This is a genomic window from Paraflavitalea pollutisoli, assembly GCF_029360705.1.
In the GTDB taxonomy this organism is placed as follows: domain Bacteria; phylum Bacteroidota; class Bacteroidia; order Chitinophagales; family Chitinophagaceae; genus Paraflavitalea; species Paraflavitalea pollutisoli.
In genome coordinates, this window is record NZ_JARKMX010000008.1 from 3,994,160 (window position 1) to 4,010,972 (window position 16,813).

Below are 16,813 nucleotides of genomic sequence, written 5' to 3' on the forward strand. Positions count from 1 at the left end.
GGGCTTAGTTCATCACCATTTCCCGTGCATTCTCCAAGGCGGCCGCAGTAGGCTTCTCCCCACTGAGCATCTTGGCGATGGCGGTAATACGCTCCTCCTGCGACAACAGGCGGATGCTGGTTTTGATCGTATCGCCCTTGATCTGTTTGTATACGAAGTAGTGGGCATCGGCCTTGCCAGCAATTTGCGGCTGGTGGGTAATGGCGATCACCTGCCGTTTTTTGGCCAGGTCTTTCATGATCACCCCTACCTGCTTCGCTGCCTCGCCCGAAATACCGGTATCGATCTCATCGAAGATCAGGGTACCCAGGTCGAGCGACTGGGCTACCAGTGATTTGATGCACAACATCAGGCGGCTCAACTCACCACCCGAAGCCACCTTGCGGATGGGTTCGAAGCGATTGCTCTTGTTGGCATCGAACAGGAACTCGATGGCATCGAGGCCATGCGCCTGCAATGTATCGGTTTTCTGCAGGTCTACCTGCAGGCGTGCATTGGGCATCCCCACCTGCGCCAGCAGTTTGTTGACCTTATCTTGCAAGGGTTTGATTTGTTTAGCGCGGTTTTCGGACAGGGTGCCGGCCAATGCCAGGGCTTCCTGCTGGAACTTCGCCACGTTTTTCTCCTGGCTCAGGATGGCCTCGTCGATATTCAATACTGCTTGCAGTTTTTCTTCCAGCGTCGCTTTGATAGCAAGTAACTCTGCCGTGGTTTTCACGCCATGTTTCTTCAACAATTTATAGCCAACGGCCATGCGGTCGTTGAGTTGTTCTATACGCTGGGGATCGTATTGCACATGATCATTGATGCGCTCTACCTCATCGGCGATATCCTGCAGTTCGATCTGCGCCGACAACAGGCGTTGCACCAGAGCAGGCAGGTCCGCATGCAAGCCGGTATAGCCCGACAGCTGGTTGCACATGGATTTGAGCTGCTGCACCATCGGCTGTTCGCCTTCATTCAACTCATAGTTGACCTTGGTGAGGGCCGTCTTGATCCCTTCCGAGTTGCTCAGCAACTTGAGCGTAGTGTCGGTTTCTTCCAGCTCATTTTCTTTGAGGCCGGCCTCTTCCAGCTCGGCAAACTGGAACTTATTATAGTCGTATTCTTTGGTAAACTGGTTCTTCTGCCCGAGGAGGCTATCGAGTTCGTGTCGTGCCTGTTGCCACTGCGTGTATACGGTGCGGTATTGTTGCAGCAGGCTGGCATGACCGGCCAGCGCATCGAGCACATCGCGTTGAAAGTTGGCAGCGCCCAGGTCGAGTGTATCGAACTGGCGGTGCAGGTCGACCAACAGCGAACTGAGTTGACGCAGTTGCTCGAGGTTGACGGGGGTATCGTTCACAAATGCCCTCGATTTGCCGTTGGCGGCAATCTCACGGCGGATCACCAGTTCCTCTTCGGCATCGAGGTCATTTTCCTTGAGGAAAGATTTGATCGCTTTCTGACCATGGGTATCGAAAGTGCCTTCCGCCACGCTTTTCTTGGTACGGTCGAGCAACACGGAAGAGTCGGCCCGGTCGCCCAGGATCAGCGACAGCGCACCCATCAGGATGGATTTACCCGCGCCCGTTTCACCGGTAATGATGTTCAACCTACCCGAGAAGTCGATCTCTATCTCGTCGATGATGGCGTAATTCTGAATAAAAAGTTTTCTAAGCATAGGAATTCAACGATGGGGCAAATTAGCTAATCCGGTCCTATTTCAGTAAAGTTGTTATCCTCATGGGGAAAATCTTCATAGAGGTGTCGTATGGTTACAGCGCGGGCCATCCTGGTCTTTACTCTTTGCACCGGCCGATGCCGGCTTTGGCGCGTTGATCGAGGGAGTTCTTGAAATCGTGGTCTTTCATGCTGATGCATTTTTCGAACCAGGTGATGGCCGTTTGCTTATCACCCCGATTCTCCCAGATATAGCCGATGTGGAGGGCTGCCCGGGCAGCGAAATATTCTTTGCGGTTCTCGCCCAGGGCGATCGCTTCTTTATAATAGGCAATGGCTTGTGTATCGGCCCCCAGATCGTCGTAGATACGACCCACCCGGTAAGAAAACTCCAGCCGGTCTTCGGGCAGGGTAAAATCGCCCACCGTCTTCCCATGCAGCAATCGCAACGCATCGCGGTGATAGCCCCCGTCGTTGAGCAACCTGGCCTGCAGCAGCAGGCGGTTGGGCCAGCGGGTCGATTTGCTTTCTTTTTGGGCCAGCTTATCGGCATCGGTTTCTGTATTGCCACGTTTCGCGATCTCTTTGCGGTACCAGTCGGCCTTTGCCTGGTCTTTTTGCAGGTAATAATGATAGCTCAATTTCAACAGCACTTCTTTCACATAGAACTTACCCTTGAAATTGCGAATGAAGTTCTCAAAATAGACGTTGGCATCGGGTTCGAGGTGGTATAGCTTGGCAAATCCCATTTCCATATCCCAGACCGGCGACGCCAGGTATTCGGGTCCGCTATTCCTGGCCTTGAGCAGCTGCAAGGCTTTTTCTGCCTGTTGGCTATTGAGGCTGAGGTTGGCCGCCAGGTAGGCAAACAGGTTGTTGTTGACAACGTCCAGTTGCTGACGGGCGATGAAGGCAGCCACTTCTTTTTTATCGTTGTTCATGTAGAACTGCAGGTAGCAGTAAAAAAAGATGGCTTCCTCCCTGAACAGCTGACACCACTCATCCTTCCCATTCAGGAACTGGTTTACTTTTTCCATGCCCCCCTTCATACTTCCCTTCATGCCCATCAGATTGCTGAGCCATTTATACCCGTCGGGGATGGTGGCGATCACCATCTGCATAGAACCATAATATAGCTGGGTAGGCGAAAAGCCCGGATGGCTTTTCAAATTCTCTTTGGCCTGCAGGAAGGACCGGCGAAACTCCCAGCCGGCATCCCAGCGTTCACCAAACTTGACGCGCATGGCTGCTCCCTGAAAATGCAGGACCATTTTCGTAAACAGGAAGAAAGGAGAGTTCTTAGGTCCTTCGTCCATAGCCTCAAGCCGTTCGGCTACTTTGGTAATGCGTACTTTGTATTCGGCGGGATCTTCGTTGAAGAAGATGGTGAAGAAGTCGATATAGTTCTCCAGGAATTGCGGGATCAGGTTATCGGGATGCTGTGCCTTTTCGGCATCGAGCAGGCGCTGGCCATTGGCCAGCCGCAACTGTATGATCTCTTTGTAAGCCTGCCGGCAGGTAGTATTGAAATCAAAGTTTTTTTGTGCTGCAACGGGCAACACGGCAACCAGCAGAAACAATAAAAAATAACTACACGACCGGTGGATCATAGCTGCTGCAATATAATACTAAATAATAGCGGGGCCGTGGTACGCCCGTAAACAACCAGTTACCTGCCAGCGAAGACAACAAAAAAAGGGCCATTCATTGCTGAAGGCCCTTTATGATCTTTACGATTTGAGTTGTTGTGCCCGGATCGGATAACGTTCCGGTAAATGATACCGACTTGCGGTCGACACTTACTTGATCTCGATGCTGTCGAACAGGTCGCGGTCTACGAGGATACGACCACAGTTTTCGCAAACGATGATCTTCTTACGCTGACGGATCTCGCTCTGACGTTGAGGAGGGATCGCGTTGAAGCATCCACCACAAGCATCACGCTCTACAGGTACTACAGACAGACCGTTGCGGTAGTTCTTACGAATACGATCGTAAGAATTCAGCAGGCGCTCTTCTACTTTTTCGCGTGCATCAGAAGAGAGTTTATTGAAGTGTGTCTCTTCTTTCTCCGTACCGGCGATGATCTTTTCGAGTTCGCCTTTCTTGGTACCGAGTACACCTTCTTTGCCGCCAATGTTCTTTTTGGCTTTGTCGAGTACCACTACTTTTTCGGCGATCTCTTCGTTGGCATCGCGGATGTGTTTTTCAGCCAGCTTCATTTCCAGTTGCTGCATTTCGATCTCTTTGTTGATCGCTTCGAACTCGCGGCTGTTCTTTACGTTCTCGCTTTGCTTTTCGTATTTCTTGATCAGAGCTTCTGCATCCTTGATCAGGTTCTTCTTGGTGTTGATGAACTCCTGAATGCCGTTGATCTCCTCTTCAATACGTGTCTGACGGGCATGTAAGCCCTGGATCTCATCTTCCAGATCGCTCACTTCCATCGGCAGCTCACCTTTTAAAATCTGGATCTCATCGATCTTCGACTCGATCTTTTGGAGGGTAACCAATGAGGATAATTTTTCCTCAACAGAATACTCTTTTACGTTAGCCATATATGCTTTATGGTTTTTTTATTTGCAGATAAGTTCTCCAAATTGCTTTGGCCAGATCAGACGAAGTAACGTACCGGGTTGGTTTTCACTTCGCTTTTAAGGACGGCAAAGGTAGTAAATTTTTCCAGCAAAACCCTCACCAGCAGGTCGGCGGTAAACTGCTCGCTTTCGTAATGCCCGATATCGGCGATCACGAGGCGGTTGTTGGCGTCGAAAAACTCGTGGTATTTCATGTCACCGGTCACATAAAAGTCGGCGCCTACGGCTAAAGCCCTGGAAACCAGAAAACTACCAGCTCCCCCGCAAACGGCCACTTTTCGTACCGGCTTGTCGAGCAGGGGGGTATGACGGATCACCCGGAGCCCAAATTGGTCTTTGAGCAGGGTCAAAAAGGCTTTTTCCTCCAGTAGGTCCGGCAACTCACCTACCAGCCCGGCTCCTATACCAGGATGATTATTAGCGAGTTCCAACACATCGTAAGCTACCTCCTCGTATGGATGGGCAGTGATCAGGGCTTTCACGACGGCACCCTGTTGCCAGGCCGGGAATATGATTTCCAGCCTCACTTCCCGCTCTTCGTGCAGTTCGCCGGGCTGGCCCACAAAGGGGTTGGTCCCCTCCCCACCTTTGAAGGTACCGGCTCCTTCGACTCCAAAACTGCAGTCGCTGTATTGGCCAATATGCCCTCCGCCGGCGGCAAATATGGCATCACGTACTTGGTTGGCCTGGGCGAGCGGGACAAACGTATACAGCTTTTTCAGGGTAGCCGATTTGGGCGCCAGGATCTGGCGTTTGATGAGCCCCAGCTTGTCGGCGATCATACCGTTCACGCCGTCCAGTACATGATCGAGGTTGGTGTGGATGGCGTAGATCGCGATATCCTGTTTGATGGCGGCAATCACCGTTTTCTCTACATAGTTTTTCCCGTTGATCTTTTTCAGCCCCCCGAAAATGATGGGGTGATGGGCCACGATCAGGTTGCAGCCCCGACTTACAGCTTCGTTGACCACCGCCTCTGTAGCATCGAGGGTGCATAGTACCCCGTTGCACTCCCAGGCAGGGTCGCCGGTCAGCAACCCGGCATTATCGTATCCTTCCTGCAGGGAGGGAGGGGCAATGGATTCAAGATGGGCGATGATGGTGGCAATGTGCATGTTTGAGCATTTTTAGGAGGTACTGCATCGATACGGGCATCGCTGCAACCCGACAAAATTCGGGAATTGGGTGCAAAGACGCTACAGCCGGCATAAAGATCAGCGTGCTGTCCCCATTTATCTATAGCATGGAAGCATAAAACAACATTGAAAGTTTTAAATTAACCCCGCCCCGGTTAGCTTACAACCTACATGGTTAAAATATACGCAATTGTTTTATTTAACCATCAATTGTCCATGTTATGTTATTTTTGACTAATATGCAATCCATGTTAAACATAGTTTCGTATACCATAGTACGACATCGGAACTGCTAACCCGGTTCCTGCCGAATGACCTCACTCCTTTTTGTTCTTAGCCTGTTTTGATACCCCTGCAAATTGCCCTGTAGGAATTTGATTTGTGAAACCAAACCGTGACTTCATGTCTAGGATCTTTCCGGCAGAGATGATGCAGGATACTGCCTATACCTGGCTGCCCAGGGTGCAGCCCAAGAGCCAGATCATCTATACCCTAGTTTTGGGGGCAGTACTGACTGCCCTGATCGCCTCGATCTTTATCAAGATCGACGTATCTGTCAATGTACCAGGTATCATCCGGCCCGTTACGGAAAAATCGGAATTGCGCAGCCTGAGTACGGCCCGTATCCTGACGGTACACGTAAAAGAAGGTGAACATGTGCAGGAAGGGCAATTATTGATGAGCCTGCGCCATGAGGTGACCGACGACAAGCTCGATCAGGCCGGCTTCGAACTGTCACAACGCGCTACGCATATGCACGACCTCGCGCTACTGGCGCGGGGGGCCGGCACCGCCAAACTCAACTCCAATCTGTATAAGCAGCAATACCTCAGCTTTCAGGCCGGCATGGCCGAAAAGCGGTCCGTTGTCGAAAAGCTGAAGTCGGACTTTCAGATGTACAGCAAGCTGTACGAAGAAAAGGTGGTGGCCAAAAAAGAATACATAGAAAAAAAGTTCTCCTACGAGCAGGCCCGGGCCTCTTACGAGTCGGCCGTTGCGGCACAGCATAGTCAGTGGCAGCAGGAGCTGGAAAAGCTAAAGCTCGAATCCCGTCAGTGGGAGGCTGGTAGAAAAGAGCTGCAGCGCGAAAAAGACATGCTCGAGATACGCGCACCGGTAAGCGGTACCGTTCAGCAATTCAATGGTCGCTATGAGGGCGGCTCTGTGCAGGCAGGTGAGATGCTCGGTTATATCTCGCCCGATTCGGGCATGGTCGCCGAAGTGTATGTATCTCCGCAGGACATCGGCTATATCCAAACAGGTATGCCCGTAAAATGCCAGGTCGATGCCTTCAACTACAACTCCTGGGGCATACTGCCCGGAAAGGTCATATCGGTCGACAATGATTTCACCGTCATCAATGATGCTACTTCCTTCAAAGTAAAATGTGTACTCGATAAAAGCTACCTGCAACTATCCAATGGCGTAAAGGGCAACCTCAAAAAAGGGATGACCTTGCAATGCCGGTTCATACTGGCCCGCCGGGGTATTATGCAGCTGCTCTATGAAAAGGCCGACAGCTGGATCAATCCCAACTCCGGTCCTGTAGCTGCCAGATAACATCCAATTCGTCAACCGTCCACCGCCAACACACTATGAAAAAAGCCATCAAAGTAAAACAACACGACATTACCGACTGCGGAGCAGCCTGTCTTCAATCCGTTTCTGCCCATTATAATTTACAATTACCGATCGCTACCATCCGCCAGTATGCGGGTACCGATACCAAGGGCACCAACGTGCTCGGACTGATAGAAGCCGCCACCAAAATAGGATTCGATGCAAAGGGCGTAAAGGGTAATTTTGAAGCCCTGTTCAATATGCCCGTGCCTGCCATTGCGCACGTAGTACTCAATAAAAAAATCGTACACTATGTGGTGATCTACAAGATCACCAAAGAATTCATCCTCCTCATGGACCCGGCAGACGGTGAGCTGCACCAATATAAGCATGATGCTTTCAAAGAGATCTGGACGGGGGTTATCATCCTGCTGATGCCGGCATCGCATTTTCAGGAAGGCAATGAGAAGATATCGCATATCCGCCGTTTCTGGCTACTGCTGCGGCCTCATAAAGAAGTGACCACCCAGATCATCTTTGGCTCAGCCATTTATACGATCCTCGGCCTCGCGACTTCCTTTTACGTGCAAAACATCGTGGACCATGTATTGATCGGGGGCAATACCAGGCTCCTGAACATGATGGGCCTTACGATGATCCTGATCCTGTTGTTACAACTCGTGATCGGTGCCTACCGGAGTATTTTTGCGCTTAAGACCGGACAGCAGATCGATGCACGGCTGATACTGGGCTACTACAAACACCTGCTGCGATTACCGCAACAGTTTTTCGATACCATGCGCGTGGGGGAGATCACTTCGCGTATTACCGATGCGGTCAAGATCCGGGCCTTCATCAATGAAACGGCTACCACGCTGGTGGTGAATGTATTCATCGTTGCTTTTTCTTTCCTCGTCATGTTCCTCTATCAATGGAAGCTGGCCCTGCTGGTGCTGAGCATTATCCCGGTATACTTGTTGCTATATACCGTCAGCAACCGGTTCAATAAGAAATGGCAGCGCAAGTTGATGGAGCACAATGCCGAACTGGGCGGCCAGTTGGTCGAATCCCTGAATACGGTCAGTACGATCAAAAGATTTGGCCTCGAGGAACACGCCAACCTGAAAACAGAATCTAAATTCATCAAGCTGCTGCGCACCATTTATAGTACCAGCATCTTCGGTATCCATGCGGGCAATGTTGGCAGCTTTGCCACGAGCCTGCTGGTAGTATGTTTATTATGGACCGGCGCCTATATGGTCGTTAACCGCAGCCTGTCGGCTGGCGAACTTCTTTCCTTCTATTCACTCATTGGGTATTTCACCGGGCCTGCGATGGGTATCATCGGCGCCAACAAGAGTATGCAAGACGCCCTCATCGCGGCCGATCGCTTATTCGAGATCATGGACCTTGAGCAGGAAGATACTACCCGTAAAGTAAAACTGGTAGCCGGAGAAACGGGTAATATCGTTTTTCAGGATGTTAGTTTCCGCTATGGCACACGCGTAGAAGTCTTCCGCCAATTCAGCCTTAATATTCCCGGTGGGTGTATTACGGCCATCGTGGGAGAAAGCGGCAGCGGCAAATCGACGCTCATGTCACTCCTGCAACATATCTACCCGGTCAAAAGCGGACATATCAGCATTGGTGGCAAGGATATCAAATACCTGGATATGGAAAGCCTGCGTCAGCGGGTGAGTGTTGTACCACAACAAGTAGACCTGTTTGCCGGCTCAGTGCTCGAGAACATCGCCGTGGGCGATCTGGAACCAGATATGCAACGTGTCCTGAATATCTCCAAGGAACTGGGAATTATTGAATTCGTAGAGCAATTGCCTGCGGGATTCAATACCTGGCTTGGGGAACATGGCGCCACACTATCTGGAGGCCAGCGTCAAAGATTGGCAATCGCTCGGGCACTGTACCGTCAACCAGACATTCTCATCATGGATGAGGCGACCTCCTCCCTCGATCCTATTGCCGATTCGCTGGTGCAACAAACCTTGCAAAGGTGGCGAAATGCCGGCAAAACGATCATCGTGATCGCACATCGGTTAAGTACAGTAGTCAATGCCGATAAAATTGTGGTATTGAAGAACGGACAGCTGCATGAAGAAGGTTCCCATCAGCAGTTGTTGGCCAACAAGGCCATGTATGCGCAACTTTGGGAACAACATCAGGGAATGATACCCGTGTAGCATTTCCCTCCAAATTAAATCTTACATGAAAAACAAAGGCCGACCAAAAATGCAACCAAGGCCGATCCAAAAACCTGTTGAAATTATGTTACCAGAAACCATTTCGCCGACAGAGTTGATCGCGACGAAGATCAGAACACTGAGAAGGAACCGGGAATATTCCCAGGATTACATGGCGCTGATGTTACATATTTCCCAAAATGCCTACAGTCGGCTGGAGAATGGGAAGACCCCGATTACGATCGACCGCTATTACGAGATCTGCCAGATACTGCAGGTAAAACCTGCTGAACTAATGGACCTGGTAGAGCTGCCCAAACCCAAGGCAGTGTGGAGGCGCAGTAGTTTCTAAGAACTGAATGATCATCCCTGATGGCCGCCCTTCTGGCAGGCACTGTTACTGAGCGAGAACGGTGCTTTTCCCGTTCATTAGGTATTTACCCTGGTAACACCCACCTATTGTTATAACGATCACCGGCTCATTCCAACGTAAAAGGATGGCCCGGTAGGTTATGTTGTTGATGACAAAGTTGCTCCTGACAGAACTATGCGAAAACCTATTGTTCCTAACATCCCCTCGGCTTAAACTGTTGTTTCGCTACGGACTTTGCTTTGTATTGCAAGCTCATCCACACAGCTTTTGCCTGATAGTGTTCGTGTTCCTCGGGCTGGAAATTTGCCGCTGGCTTCCTTCAGATTCCACCTCGCGATGGACACCCTTGCCGTAAGCTAGTGGTTGGCGATTACATACCCCCATAACGGACTTACACCGTCGATTTTATCGCCATGCATGGCGCACACGAAAAGGCCGGTCTAACAACCGGCCTTTGTGGCTTCAGAAGGTCATTCTGTTTGCCTGTGTCACCGTCCAAGTGAATACGTTTACTTCATCAGGCCTTACTAACCTATTGGTTCATGTGTAGACTGATGTGCGGGAATACGTTGTGTGCCTGGATGGATGGATCGTGCTTGCCTTTCCTGAATTAGATAGTAGGCAGCTTGATACCAGCGATAACAGCAGCAAGGCTTGCACCTACTGCACCTACAGTGAGGCCAGCTGTGTTCAGCAGGCTACCGAGGCCAGCACCTGTCAGTGTGAGTGCGTTACCAGCACCGGTAGTGATACCACCCAGGCCAGTGAGAGCGTTGCCAAGACCGCCCAATGCGGAGTTCAGACCAGTGAACAGGCCATCAAGACCAGCACCACCATTGATTGCTGCGATTTCTGTCTCGGACAATGCTTCGAATTGATCAAAGTTTCTCATAAAATGACTTTTAAAAATAAAGGAATTTTGATGGGTTAAAATTGCCCTTAATCCACATATTTACCTAACCACCCAATGGTTAAATTATAGCCCTGAGTTGTAATACCGGTGTGGGTTTCAGCCGATCGAGTTTTTTAGAAATGAGCGACTCGCAAGGGCTATAGCCATTTTTCAACAAGCATTGATCAATGTCAAATTATACCACTTCAGGATGGCCACCTATTTTAGAAATGAGCTAAAACATGGCATTATTAATGCAACAAAAATGGGCATTGTATACGCGGCTTTGCAACAAAACCAGGCGAGCCACCCCTGTAGATACGGGCGCTTTGCAACAGTGCAGTCCGTGACCATACCCGTAGAAGACGTTATCAATACCCTAATGAGGTCTGTTGCCTGCCGCGTCTGATCACCACGCCGGGATATTGCGCCTTGTATATATACATGACCCGGGCCGCAAACACGGATACCATCAGCCATAGCAACTGCCATCCGTGGCAAGCCACAGCAATAGATAGGTCTGTTGCCTGATAAAGAATAATGAAGCGAAGTAGAAACGGGTCCCGGAGGCCCTCATTTACCGGCGGCCTAGCGGGGAGCCGGCGCCATCATACCCGGTGGACGGGCAATAAAAAAGGCCGGTTGTGCCCCGGCCTCTTCTGACTATATATTCCCGACGATTATATAGGCAGATTTGGTAAATTCAAGCCCAGAGAAGCGAGCAGAGATTTAACGAGGTCCAGCACAGTGGTGAGCAATGGTCCGATCAAAGGAATACCATCCAGTACGCCACCACCGTTGATGTTCATCATTTCTTTCTCTGTCAAGGGAGAAAACTGATTGTTTTTCATAATAATAGTGTTTTTAAGGTAATGAATTATTTACCTCTATAAAGGTGACTTAACTACCCGGAGTAACCTAAACGCATAGGGGATAAATTATACTCGTTACGGTTAAAGGCACAGGCATGCAAATTGTATAGACTTGTAATGCCCAACCATAAATTCAAAACGATGCGCACCACCTGGCTGATCTTACTGGCAATGGTATTGGCCGGCATTGCCATGTACTATGTCGCTAACCGTCAAAAGCCTGTATCTCCGTACGACACCATTTCCATTACCAACACAGCAGACTCCATTAGCCAAAAGGTCAGGGTTTTCGTAGCCTATGATCCTGCCGAGGTAAGCTTTCGGGACAGCACCTGGTACGAACACGATTCAATTCCCCTCAAAGAATTGTCTGTTCACCAAACGCTCAACACTTTTGACAAGCATTATACCAACGCCACCCTTTACATCGACTATGGCCACCAATGGTTTTATGATGTAGTCGTCAACAAACCCGCTCAGGATGCAGCCTACCAACTCAACTTTACCATCAACAACAGCGCCGACAGCTTTCGGCTCGAGGCTGTCATCAACGACCCTGCCCGCGACCAGCTGCATCTTCGGGGCCCCATGATGAAAATGTACAACGCTTTCCTGCTCACCTACGGCAACAGACTGTCCCCCAACACCGATACCACCACAGGGCCACAGGCGCCGCCGCCCGCACGCCTGATCACCGTTATCAAAAAATAATCCGCTACCGGAAGCCCGATAGCGGATCATTATATTACAAGCGCTCATCGCGCACCGTTTGTTACAACTAGTCGATCATTTTTTCGATCCTCGTCAGCCTGCCTTCTTCATTCATCCCTTCCATCACCACTTTGATACGCTTGCTGACGTCGTTGTTGTAGAAAGTGATCGTTACCCTGCGATTACCCTTATCCATTAACAGGTAGGGCGACCAGTACAAGGTAGTACGTACATCTGGCACGTCATACAACGCAGCCTCCTTGCTATGGTCGGGCGCATAGAATTCTTTCATCGTAGCATAACCGGGTATCAGGTTCTTTTCCATTCCACCGGGGATGGCGCTGTTGCTCTTGGCATCATTGCCCTTACGCGTATAAATGGCGATCGCACCACCGGATCCACCACCCGATGCACCGAAGAAAGGCGGACGAAACGCCTTCACATAGGCGATATCCGAAACCGGTATATTCTGGATCATATTGGCATCCACAGGCATTTCATCCAGGAACAACGAGGTGGCCGACTGCCGCCAGGAGATCGAGGGACCATTGGCGCCGTTCATATTGATCTGCAGGCCCGCTACCCTACCCTGCAGGTACTGGAAGATATTGGTAGCCGATTGGGCGAAGGGATCATTGACCATATCGAAGGTGGTGGCATCGCCGCCGGAAAATAAGCCCCGCGCATACTTCTCATCCATTTGCTCTTTGGCCGATTTCTGCCGGGCCTTTACGGTCACAGCTTCCAGCGTCTTCACCTGCTTGGCCAGTTCGGGACGGATACGGTCGGCTTCGGCTGCAATAAACTTACTGCGGTTCAGCGCACTGGTATCCAATGGTACGGGCACGCGCCAGGCCGAATCCAACGCCAGCACCGGCAGTCCACGGTAGGTACCATTACTGAAGTTGACGACCGCACGATCCGTTAATCGTTTGTCCTTATTGAATTGGTAATAGATCTTGACCGTATCAAAAAAGATCAACCCTTCTTCCTTGAATTGCCCCCGGCTATCGAGCGGCATCGAGAAGAACTGACGGGAAGAGTCTTTCGATTCCATGAAGGCATTGATGGTAGCACCGGCCGGTATCTGGCTGCTTTGCATACCCAGCACCTCTCCTTTCAACGACAGATAATTATCGCGCGGATACTTCAACTCCGGCACCTTGCCCTGCGCCAGGTCGTTCCATTTGAAACGACGCCAGCCATTGGTCATCATCACCAGATCGAGGTAATACCGGGTAGAGTCGTCCACCACATTGAAGTAATAAGAAGGCTCGTTCACATATCCTTTCAGGTCGCCGGTCAGCAGCAGGTGGGAAATAATATTGTCTTCGCCTTTATCAGCCATCACCGCATCGGTGATCGAGATCGACAGGTTGGATCGCAAGGTGTCGGGCACTTCCACAGTCACCACGTTCTTACCACGTTTAGCCGTATTCTTGGTAGCTACGTTAATCGAGGCGTCGAAGAGATAATCTTCTTTGTTGATGAAGACGATCCTTTCAGCCAGCGGCTGCCAGTTGGCATTGAACAGGGTCATTTCGAGAATACCGGTGGGCAACTCGGCAATAGGAATGGTGCCACTGGTCATGAAATTATTGGCCAGGTTGATAGTCGCCTTATACACCACCTGCTGGTACATATTACCCACCAGGTAAAAGCGTTGATTTTCGGCAGTAGCATTGTTGGACCGCTTGATGATGAACGACAGCAGTTTGTCGGAGCTCATCATCTGCAGTTGAGCGCCGCTGGGGCGGGCTACCGGCAGATCTGTTTTGTAGCTCTTGCCTTTGTCATCCGTCCACTCGGCATAGTAGGTTGTATTGGGCTGCGGTTCCAGGTCAAAGCGCCCCATCCCATCATGCAAACTATTGAAGTTGACTACGACAGCCCCTTTCGAGTTTTTTACGGCTCCTTTTACACCAACCGGGAAGCCGTAACTGTCCACGGCTTTAAAAGCGACCGGGTTGGACAGCTCCTGGACCATATCGCCCCCTTCGGGAAAGAACTTCAGCGAAGATTTATTTTCAGCCGGCTTTTTATCGGCAGGTGTACTCTTGCTGACGATACGGATGTTTTTGCTGAACAGGAAAGTAGTATCGAAATTCAGCATCCAGGTGGTGTAAGCGCGGAAGGTCAGCGAATTATTCGTCAGGTTCAGCGGCAGGTCGAAATTGCCGGCAGTAGTACCTTCAAAGATCGGCGTCACTTTGCGTTGCAGCACCTTTCCGGTAGCCGGATCGATCAACTCTGTATAGAAGTTGTGGCTGATCACCGACGGCAACAGCCCGGAAAACAAATAGGCTTTGTACCAAATGGTCTCACCGGGATTGTACAGCGCTTTATCGAGGTGAATATGCACTTTTTCCTGGGGGAATCGCTCTCCGTATACGTTGATCATGGAGTCGATCTTTTGTGCACGGGCCAGCGAGGGAGCTAAAGTCAAAAAGAACAGCGAACCTAAAATATAGAAAACGGATGCGTACTTCATCTGCAGGTTTTTATTATTTGATCCTGGCTGGATACAGCGCCTGGTGATTGACCGTTCATCGGGCTGCATTCCTGTGTATCAGTTTCTGGTTGAACAAATTAATGCCATTATTGCCTTAAAATTCACAAATTTTTCCGTTCAAATTGTTAAAAGCTTTTTAACACGCGTTCCCGGCAGGAATATATAGGCTGACATATCAAACATTTTACGATTTTAGCACCCCATAAAAGAAGAACTAATGATGCAAACCTCCTCGGATACATTATATCAGCAATATGTCGATGCCATGCGCAAAATTGCCGACCTCCGCTACGCTTCGGCCTTGTTGCAGTGGGACCAGGAAACCTACCTGCCTGCAAAAGGAGCCGCTATCCGGGGACAACAGATTGCGACCTTGTCGGAGATTGCCCACGAACACTCCACCGCCCCATCACTGGGTGGATTGCTACAGGAGTTGATGGGCTGCGACAACCTCACGCCAGGTCAAAAAAAGAATGTATCCCTGACCTGGGAAGACTACTCCAAACAAAAGAAATTTACGCCCGCCTTTGTACGGGAGCTGACGGAAACGGTCAACAAAAGTTTCCATAGCTGGATAGAAGCCCGCAAAGCGAATGATTTCAAAATCTTTGGCCGCCATTTGGCCCCACTGGTCGAATTGAAAAAGCAGGAAGCACAGTTACTCGGGTATGAAGGCCACCCGTACAATGCCCTGCTCAACGATTTCGACAAAGGATCGAATGTTGCTACCCTCGATGGTGTATTTAATAATATAGGCCAACCGCTTAAAAACATACTCGACCAGATACAATCCCGTCCGCAGGTCAGCAATGCCTTCTTACACCGCCATTACCCCAAAGACAAACAATGGGCTTTCGGCATGCAGGTACTGAAAGACCTTGGCTACGACCTCGAGGCCGGGCGCCAGGATATGTCGGAACATCCCTTCACCACCAGTTTCAATAGCCGCGATGTGCGTGTTACCACCCGCATCGACGAACAGGACCTCGGCAATATGGTGTGGAGCTGTATACATGAAACCGGCCATGCCCTGTACGAACAAGGACTACCCGATGAAGAATATGGGTTGCCGCTTGGCGAAGCTGCCTCGCTGACGATCCACGAATCGCAATCACGCCTGTGGGAAAACCATGTAGGGCGTAGCAAGGCTTTTTGTGAACACTATTTCCCGGTACTGCAACAGTACTTCCCCGAACAGCTGCAAGACGTTACGGTCGAAACCTTTTACCAGGGCATCAACCAGGTAAGTCCATCCCTGATCCGTACCGAAGCCGACGAAGTGACCTATCATTTCCATGTCATGATCCGGTACGAACTGGAGAAACAACTCATTGGCGGCAACCTGGCCACGAACGATATCCCGGCCTTCTGGAACGAACAATACGCCCGCTACCTGGGCGTAACCGTACCCGACGACAAGCGGGGCTGCCTGCAGGACGTCCATTGGAGCCATGGCAGTTTCGGGTATTTCCCCACCTATAGCCTGGGAAGTTTCTACGCTGCCCAGATTTACCGGAAAGCTTCTGAAAGCATCAAAGACATTGATAATCAAATCAAAAACGGCAACACTACCGAGCTATTGCAGTGGCTGCGTTCGGGCATACATCAATATGGCCGCATGTATACCAGCGAGGAACTTGGACAGCGGGTAACCGGCGAGACATTAAAAATTGACCACTTTTTACAGTATATACTTGACAAATACAGAGATATTTATAAATTTTAGCATGGCTAAGATCCAAGGCCATGTTAAATATCCTGTATGAAACCAAGTTTACCGCTCGTCCTGGTAGTGATGCTTGCATTCGCTGCAAGCTCCTGCCAAAAGCTCATCGATAAAAAGAAAGAGCAGATCGCCATGGAGTTCATCACCACCCATGATTGGTATGTTGAACAATACCTCGATGGAGAAGTGGACGTGACGAGCGAATTTACCAACTACGTTTTCCACTTCAATACCGACTATTCAGTAACTGGTGTCCGCGCTAATGAGGTACATACCGGTACCTGGCAGCCAGAAATTACTACCATCAGTATCATCTCTCAATTTGCCACGGCTCCTGCGCCCATCTCCAAGCTCAATGGCACCTGGAAACTTAAAGACAGTTCTACCGAATTTGTAAAAGCCGAAATGCCCGGCACCAACGGAAAAAAGGTATTGCGTTTGAGAAAGAAGGAATGATTATTGCGATCAGTAATAGAAGATCCCCGATAGCAATCTCCACTGTATAGCCGACAATTTACATTTGACAATTATCAACAGCGCCTCGTACTAAGTAGTTGATATGGTATTTCTATAATAT

At 50.0% G+C, this 16,813-nt stretch carries 13 protein-coding genes; 6 read left to right on the top strand and 7 right to left on the bottom strand.

Going from position 1 to position 16,813, the window contains the following annotated elements; translation table 11 throughout:
• Positions 1 to 4: 4 nt before the first annotated feature.
• The 4 genes from recN to P2W70_RS29550 all read right to left on the bottom strand — a co-directional run bounded on the left by recN (position 5) and on the right by P2W70_RS29550 (position 5,371).
• The gene (recN, locus tag P2W70_RS29535; protein WP_276485180.1) at positions 5 to 1,663 is read right to left on the bottom strand and encodes a DNA repair protein RecN; all 1,659 of its coding nucleotides are present in this window, start codon (positions 1,661 to 1,663) and stop codon (positions 5 to 7) included.
• 118 nt (positions 1,664 to 1,781) lie between these two features.
• Entirely contained in the window at positions 1,782 to 3,272 is a 1,491-nt protein-coding gene (locus P2W70_RS29540) for a tetratricopeptide repeat protein (protein WP_276485181.1), read from the bottom strand.
• Between the two features lie 189 nt (positions 3,273 to 3,461).
• Positions 3,462 to 4,217: a zinc ribbon domain-containing protein gene (locus P2W70_RS29545; protein WP_276485182.1), complete on the bottom strand. Its 756-nt coding sequence runs from the start codon at positions 4,215 to 4,217 to the stop codon at positions 3,462 to 3,464.
• Between the two features lie 56 nt (positions 4,218 to 4,273).
• Positions 4,274 to 5,371: a Nif3-like dinuclear metal center hexameric protein gene (locus tag P2W70_RS29550; protein WP_276485183.1), complete on the bottom strand. Its 1,098-nt coding sequence runs from the start codon at positions 5,369 to 5,371 to the stop codon at positions 4,274 to 4,276.
• A 423-nt stretch (positions 5,372 to 5,794) separates the two neighbouring features.
• Between P2W70_RS29550 and P2W70_RS29555 the strand changes: the two genes are divergently transcribed.
• The 3 genes from P2W70_RS29555 (at position 5,795) to P2W70_RS29565 (ending at position 9,502) form a co-directional block, all read left to right on the top strand.
• Positions 5,795 to 6,952 carry an HlyD family secretion protein gene (locus P2W70_RS29555; protein WP_276485184.1) on the top strand — a complete coding sequence of 386 codons (1,158 nt, stop codon included), beginning with the start codon at positions 5,795 to 5,797 and terminating at the stop codon, positions 6,950 to 6,952.
• Between the two features lie 35 nt (positions 6,953 to 6,987).
• Positions 6,988 to 9,150 carry a peptidase domain-containing ABC transporter gene (locus P2W70_RS29560; RefSeq protein WP_276485185.1) on the top strand — a complete coding sequence of 721 codons (2,163 nt, stop codon included), beginning with the start codon at positions 6,988 to 6,990 and terminating at the stop codon, positions 9,148 to 9,150.
• An 85-nt stretch (positions 9,151 to 9,235) separates the two neighbouring features.
• Positions 9,236 to 9,502, top strand: a complete 267-nt coding sequence (locus tag P2W70_RS29565; protein ID WP_276485186.1) for a helix-turn-helix domain-containing protein — start codon at positions 9,236 to 9,238, stop codon at positions 9,500 to 9,502.
• A gap of 631 nt (positions 9,503 to 10,133) precedes the next feature.
• On the opposite strand, the gene P2W70_RS29570 is transcribed toward P2W70_RS29565, so the two are convergent.
• Both P2W70_RS29570 and P2W70_RS29575 read right to left on the bottom strand, forming a co-directional pair.
• A complete protein-coding gene (locus P2W70_RS29570; RefSeq protein WP_276485187.1) occupies positions 10,134 to 10,415 on the bottom strand; it encodes a hypothetical protein in 282 nt (93 codons plus the stop codon).
• A 680-nt stretch (positions 10,416 to 11,095) separates the two neighbouring features.
• A complete protein-coding gene (locus P2W70_RS29575) occupies positions 11,096 to 11,266 on the bottom strand; it encodes a bacteriocin (protein ID WP_276485188.1) in 171 nt (56 codons plus the stop codon).
• A 138-nt stretch (positions 11,267 to 11,404) separates the two neighbouring features.
• On the opposite strand from P2W70_RS29575, the gene P2W70_RS29580 reads away from it, so the two are divergent.
• Complete coding sequence (locus P2W70_RS29580; protein WP_276485189.1) at positions 11,405 to 11,998, top strand: hypothetical protein; 594 nt, start codon at positions 11,405 to 11,407, stop codon at positions 11,996 to 11,998.
• A gap of 67 nt (positions 11,999 to 12,065) precedes the next feature.
• On the opposite strand, the gene P2W70_RS29585 is transcribed toward P2W70_RS29580, so the two are convergent.
• On the bottom strand, positions 12,066 to 14,489 hold the full coding sequence (locus P2W70_RS29585; RefSeq protein ID WP_276485190.1) for a hypothetical protein: 2,424 nt from the start codon (positions 14,487 to 14,489) through the stop codon (positions 12,066 to 12,068).
• A gap of 238 nt (positions 14,490 to 14,727) precedes the next feature.
• Between P2W70_RS29585 and P2W70_RS29590 the strand changes: the two genes are divergently transcribed.
• Complete coding sequence (locus P2W70_RS29590; RefSeq protein WP_276485191.1) at positions 14,728 to 16,236, top strand: carboxypeptidase M32; 1,509 nt, start codon at positions 14,728 to 14,730, stop codon at positions 16,234 to 16,236.
• A 36-nt stretch (positions 16,237 to 16,272) separates the two neighbouring features.
• On the top strand, positions 16,273 to 16,692 hold the full coding sequence (locus tag P2W70_RS29595; protein WP_276485192.1) for a hypothetical protein: 420 nt from the start codon (positions 16,273 to 16,275) through the stop codon (positions 16,690 to 16,692).
• The last annotated feature ends 121 nt before the right edge of the window (positions 16,693 to 16,813 follow it).

Excerpts from the sequence above, each read along its gene's own strand:
- P2W70_RS29585 (WP_276485190.1), bottom strand. The coding sequence starts at position 14,489 with ATGAAGTACGCATCCGTTTTCTATATTTTAGGTTCGCTGTTCTTTTTG.
- P2W70_RS29590 (WP_276485191.1), top strand. The coding sequence starts at position 14,728 with ATGATGCAAACCTCCTCGGATACATTATATCAGCAATATGTCGATGCC.
- P2W70_RS29570 (WP_276485187.1), bottom strand. The coding sequence starts at position 10,415 with ATGAGAAACTTTGATCAATTCGAAGCATTGTCCGAGACAGAAATCGCA.
- P2W70_RS29580 (WP_276485189.1), top strand. The coding sequence starts at position 11,405 with ATGCCCAACCATAAATTCAAAACGATGCGCACCACCTGGCTGATCTTA.
- P2W70_RS29550 (WP_276485183.1), bottom strand. The coding sequence starts at position 5,371 with ATGCACATTGCCACCATCATCGCCCATCTTGAATCCATTGCCCCTCCC.
- P2W70_RS29560 (WP_276485185.1), top strand. The coding sequence starts at position 6,988 with ATGAAAAAAGCCATCAAAGTAAAACAACACGACATTACCGACTGCGGA.
- P2W70_RS29540 (WP_276485181.1), bottom strand. The coding sequence starts at position 3,272 with ATGATCCACCGGTCGTGTAGTTATTTTTTATTGTTTCTGCTGGTTGCC.
- P2W70_RS29565 (WP_276485186.1), top strand. The coding sequence starts at position 9,236 with ATGTTACCAGAAACCATTTCGCCGACAGAGTTGATCGCGACGAAGATC.
- P2W70_RS29555 (WP_276485184.1), top strand. The coding sequence starts at position 5,795 with ATGTCTAGGATCTTTCCGGCAGAGATGATGCAGGATACTGCCTATACC.
- P2W70_RS29575 (WP_276485188.1), bottom strand. The coding sequence starts at position 11,266 with ATGAAAAACAATCAGTTTTCTCCCTTGACAGAGAAAGAAATGATGAAC.
- recN (WP_276485180.1), bottom strand. The coding sequence starts at position 1,663 with ATGCTTAGAAAACTTTTTATTCAGAATTACGCCATCATCGACGAGATA.
- P2W70_RS29545 (WP_276485182.1), bottom strand. The coding sequence starts at position 4,217 with ATGGCTAACGTAAAAGAGTATTCTGTTGAGGAAAAATTATCCTCATTG.
- P2W70_RS29595 (WP_276485192.1), top strand. The coding sequence starts at position 16,273 with ATGAAACCAAGTTTACCGCTCGTCCTGGTAGTGATGCTTGCATTCGCT.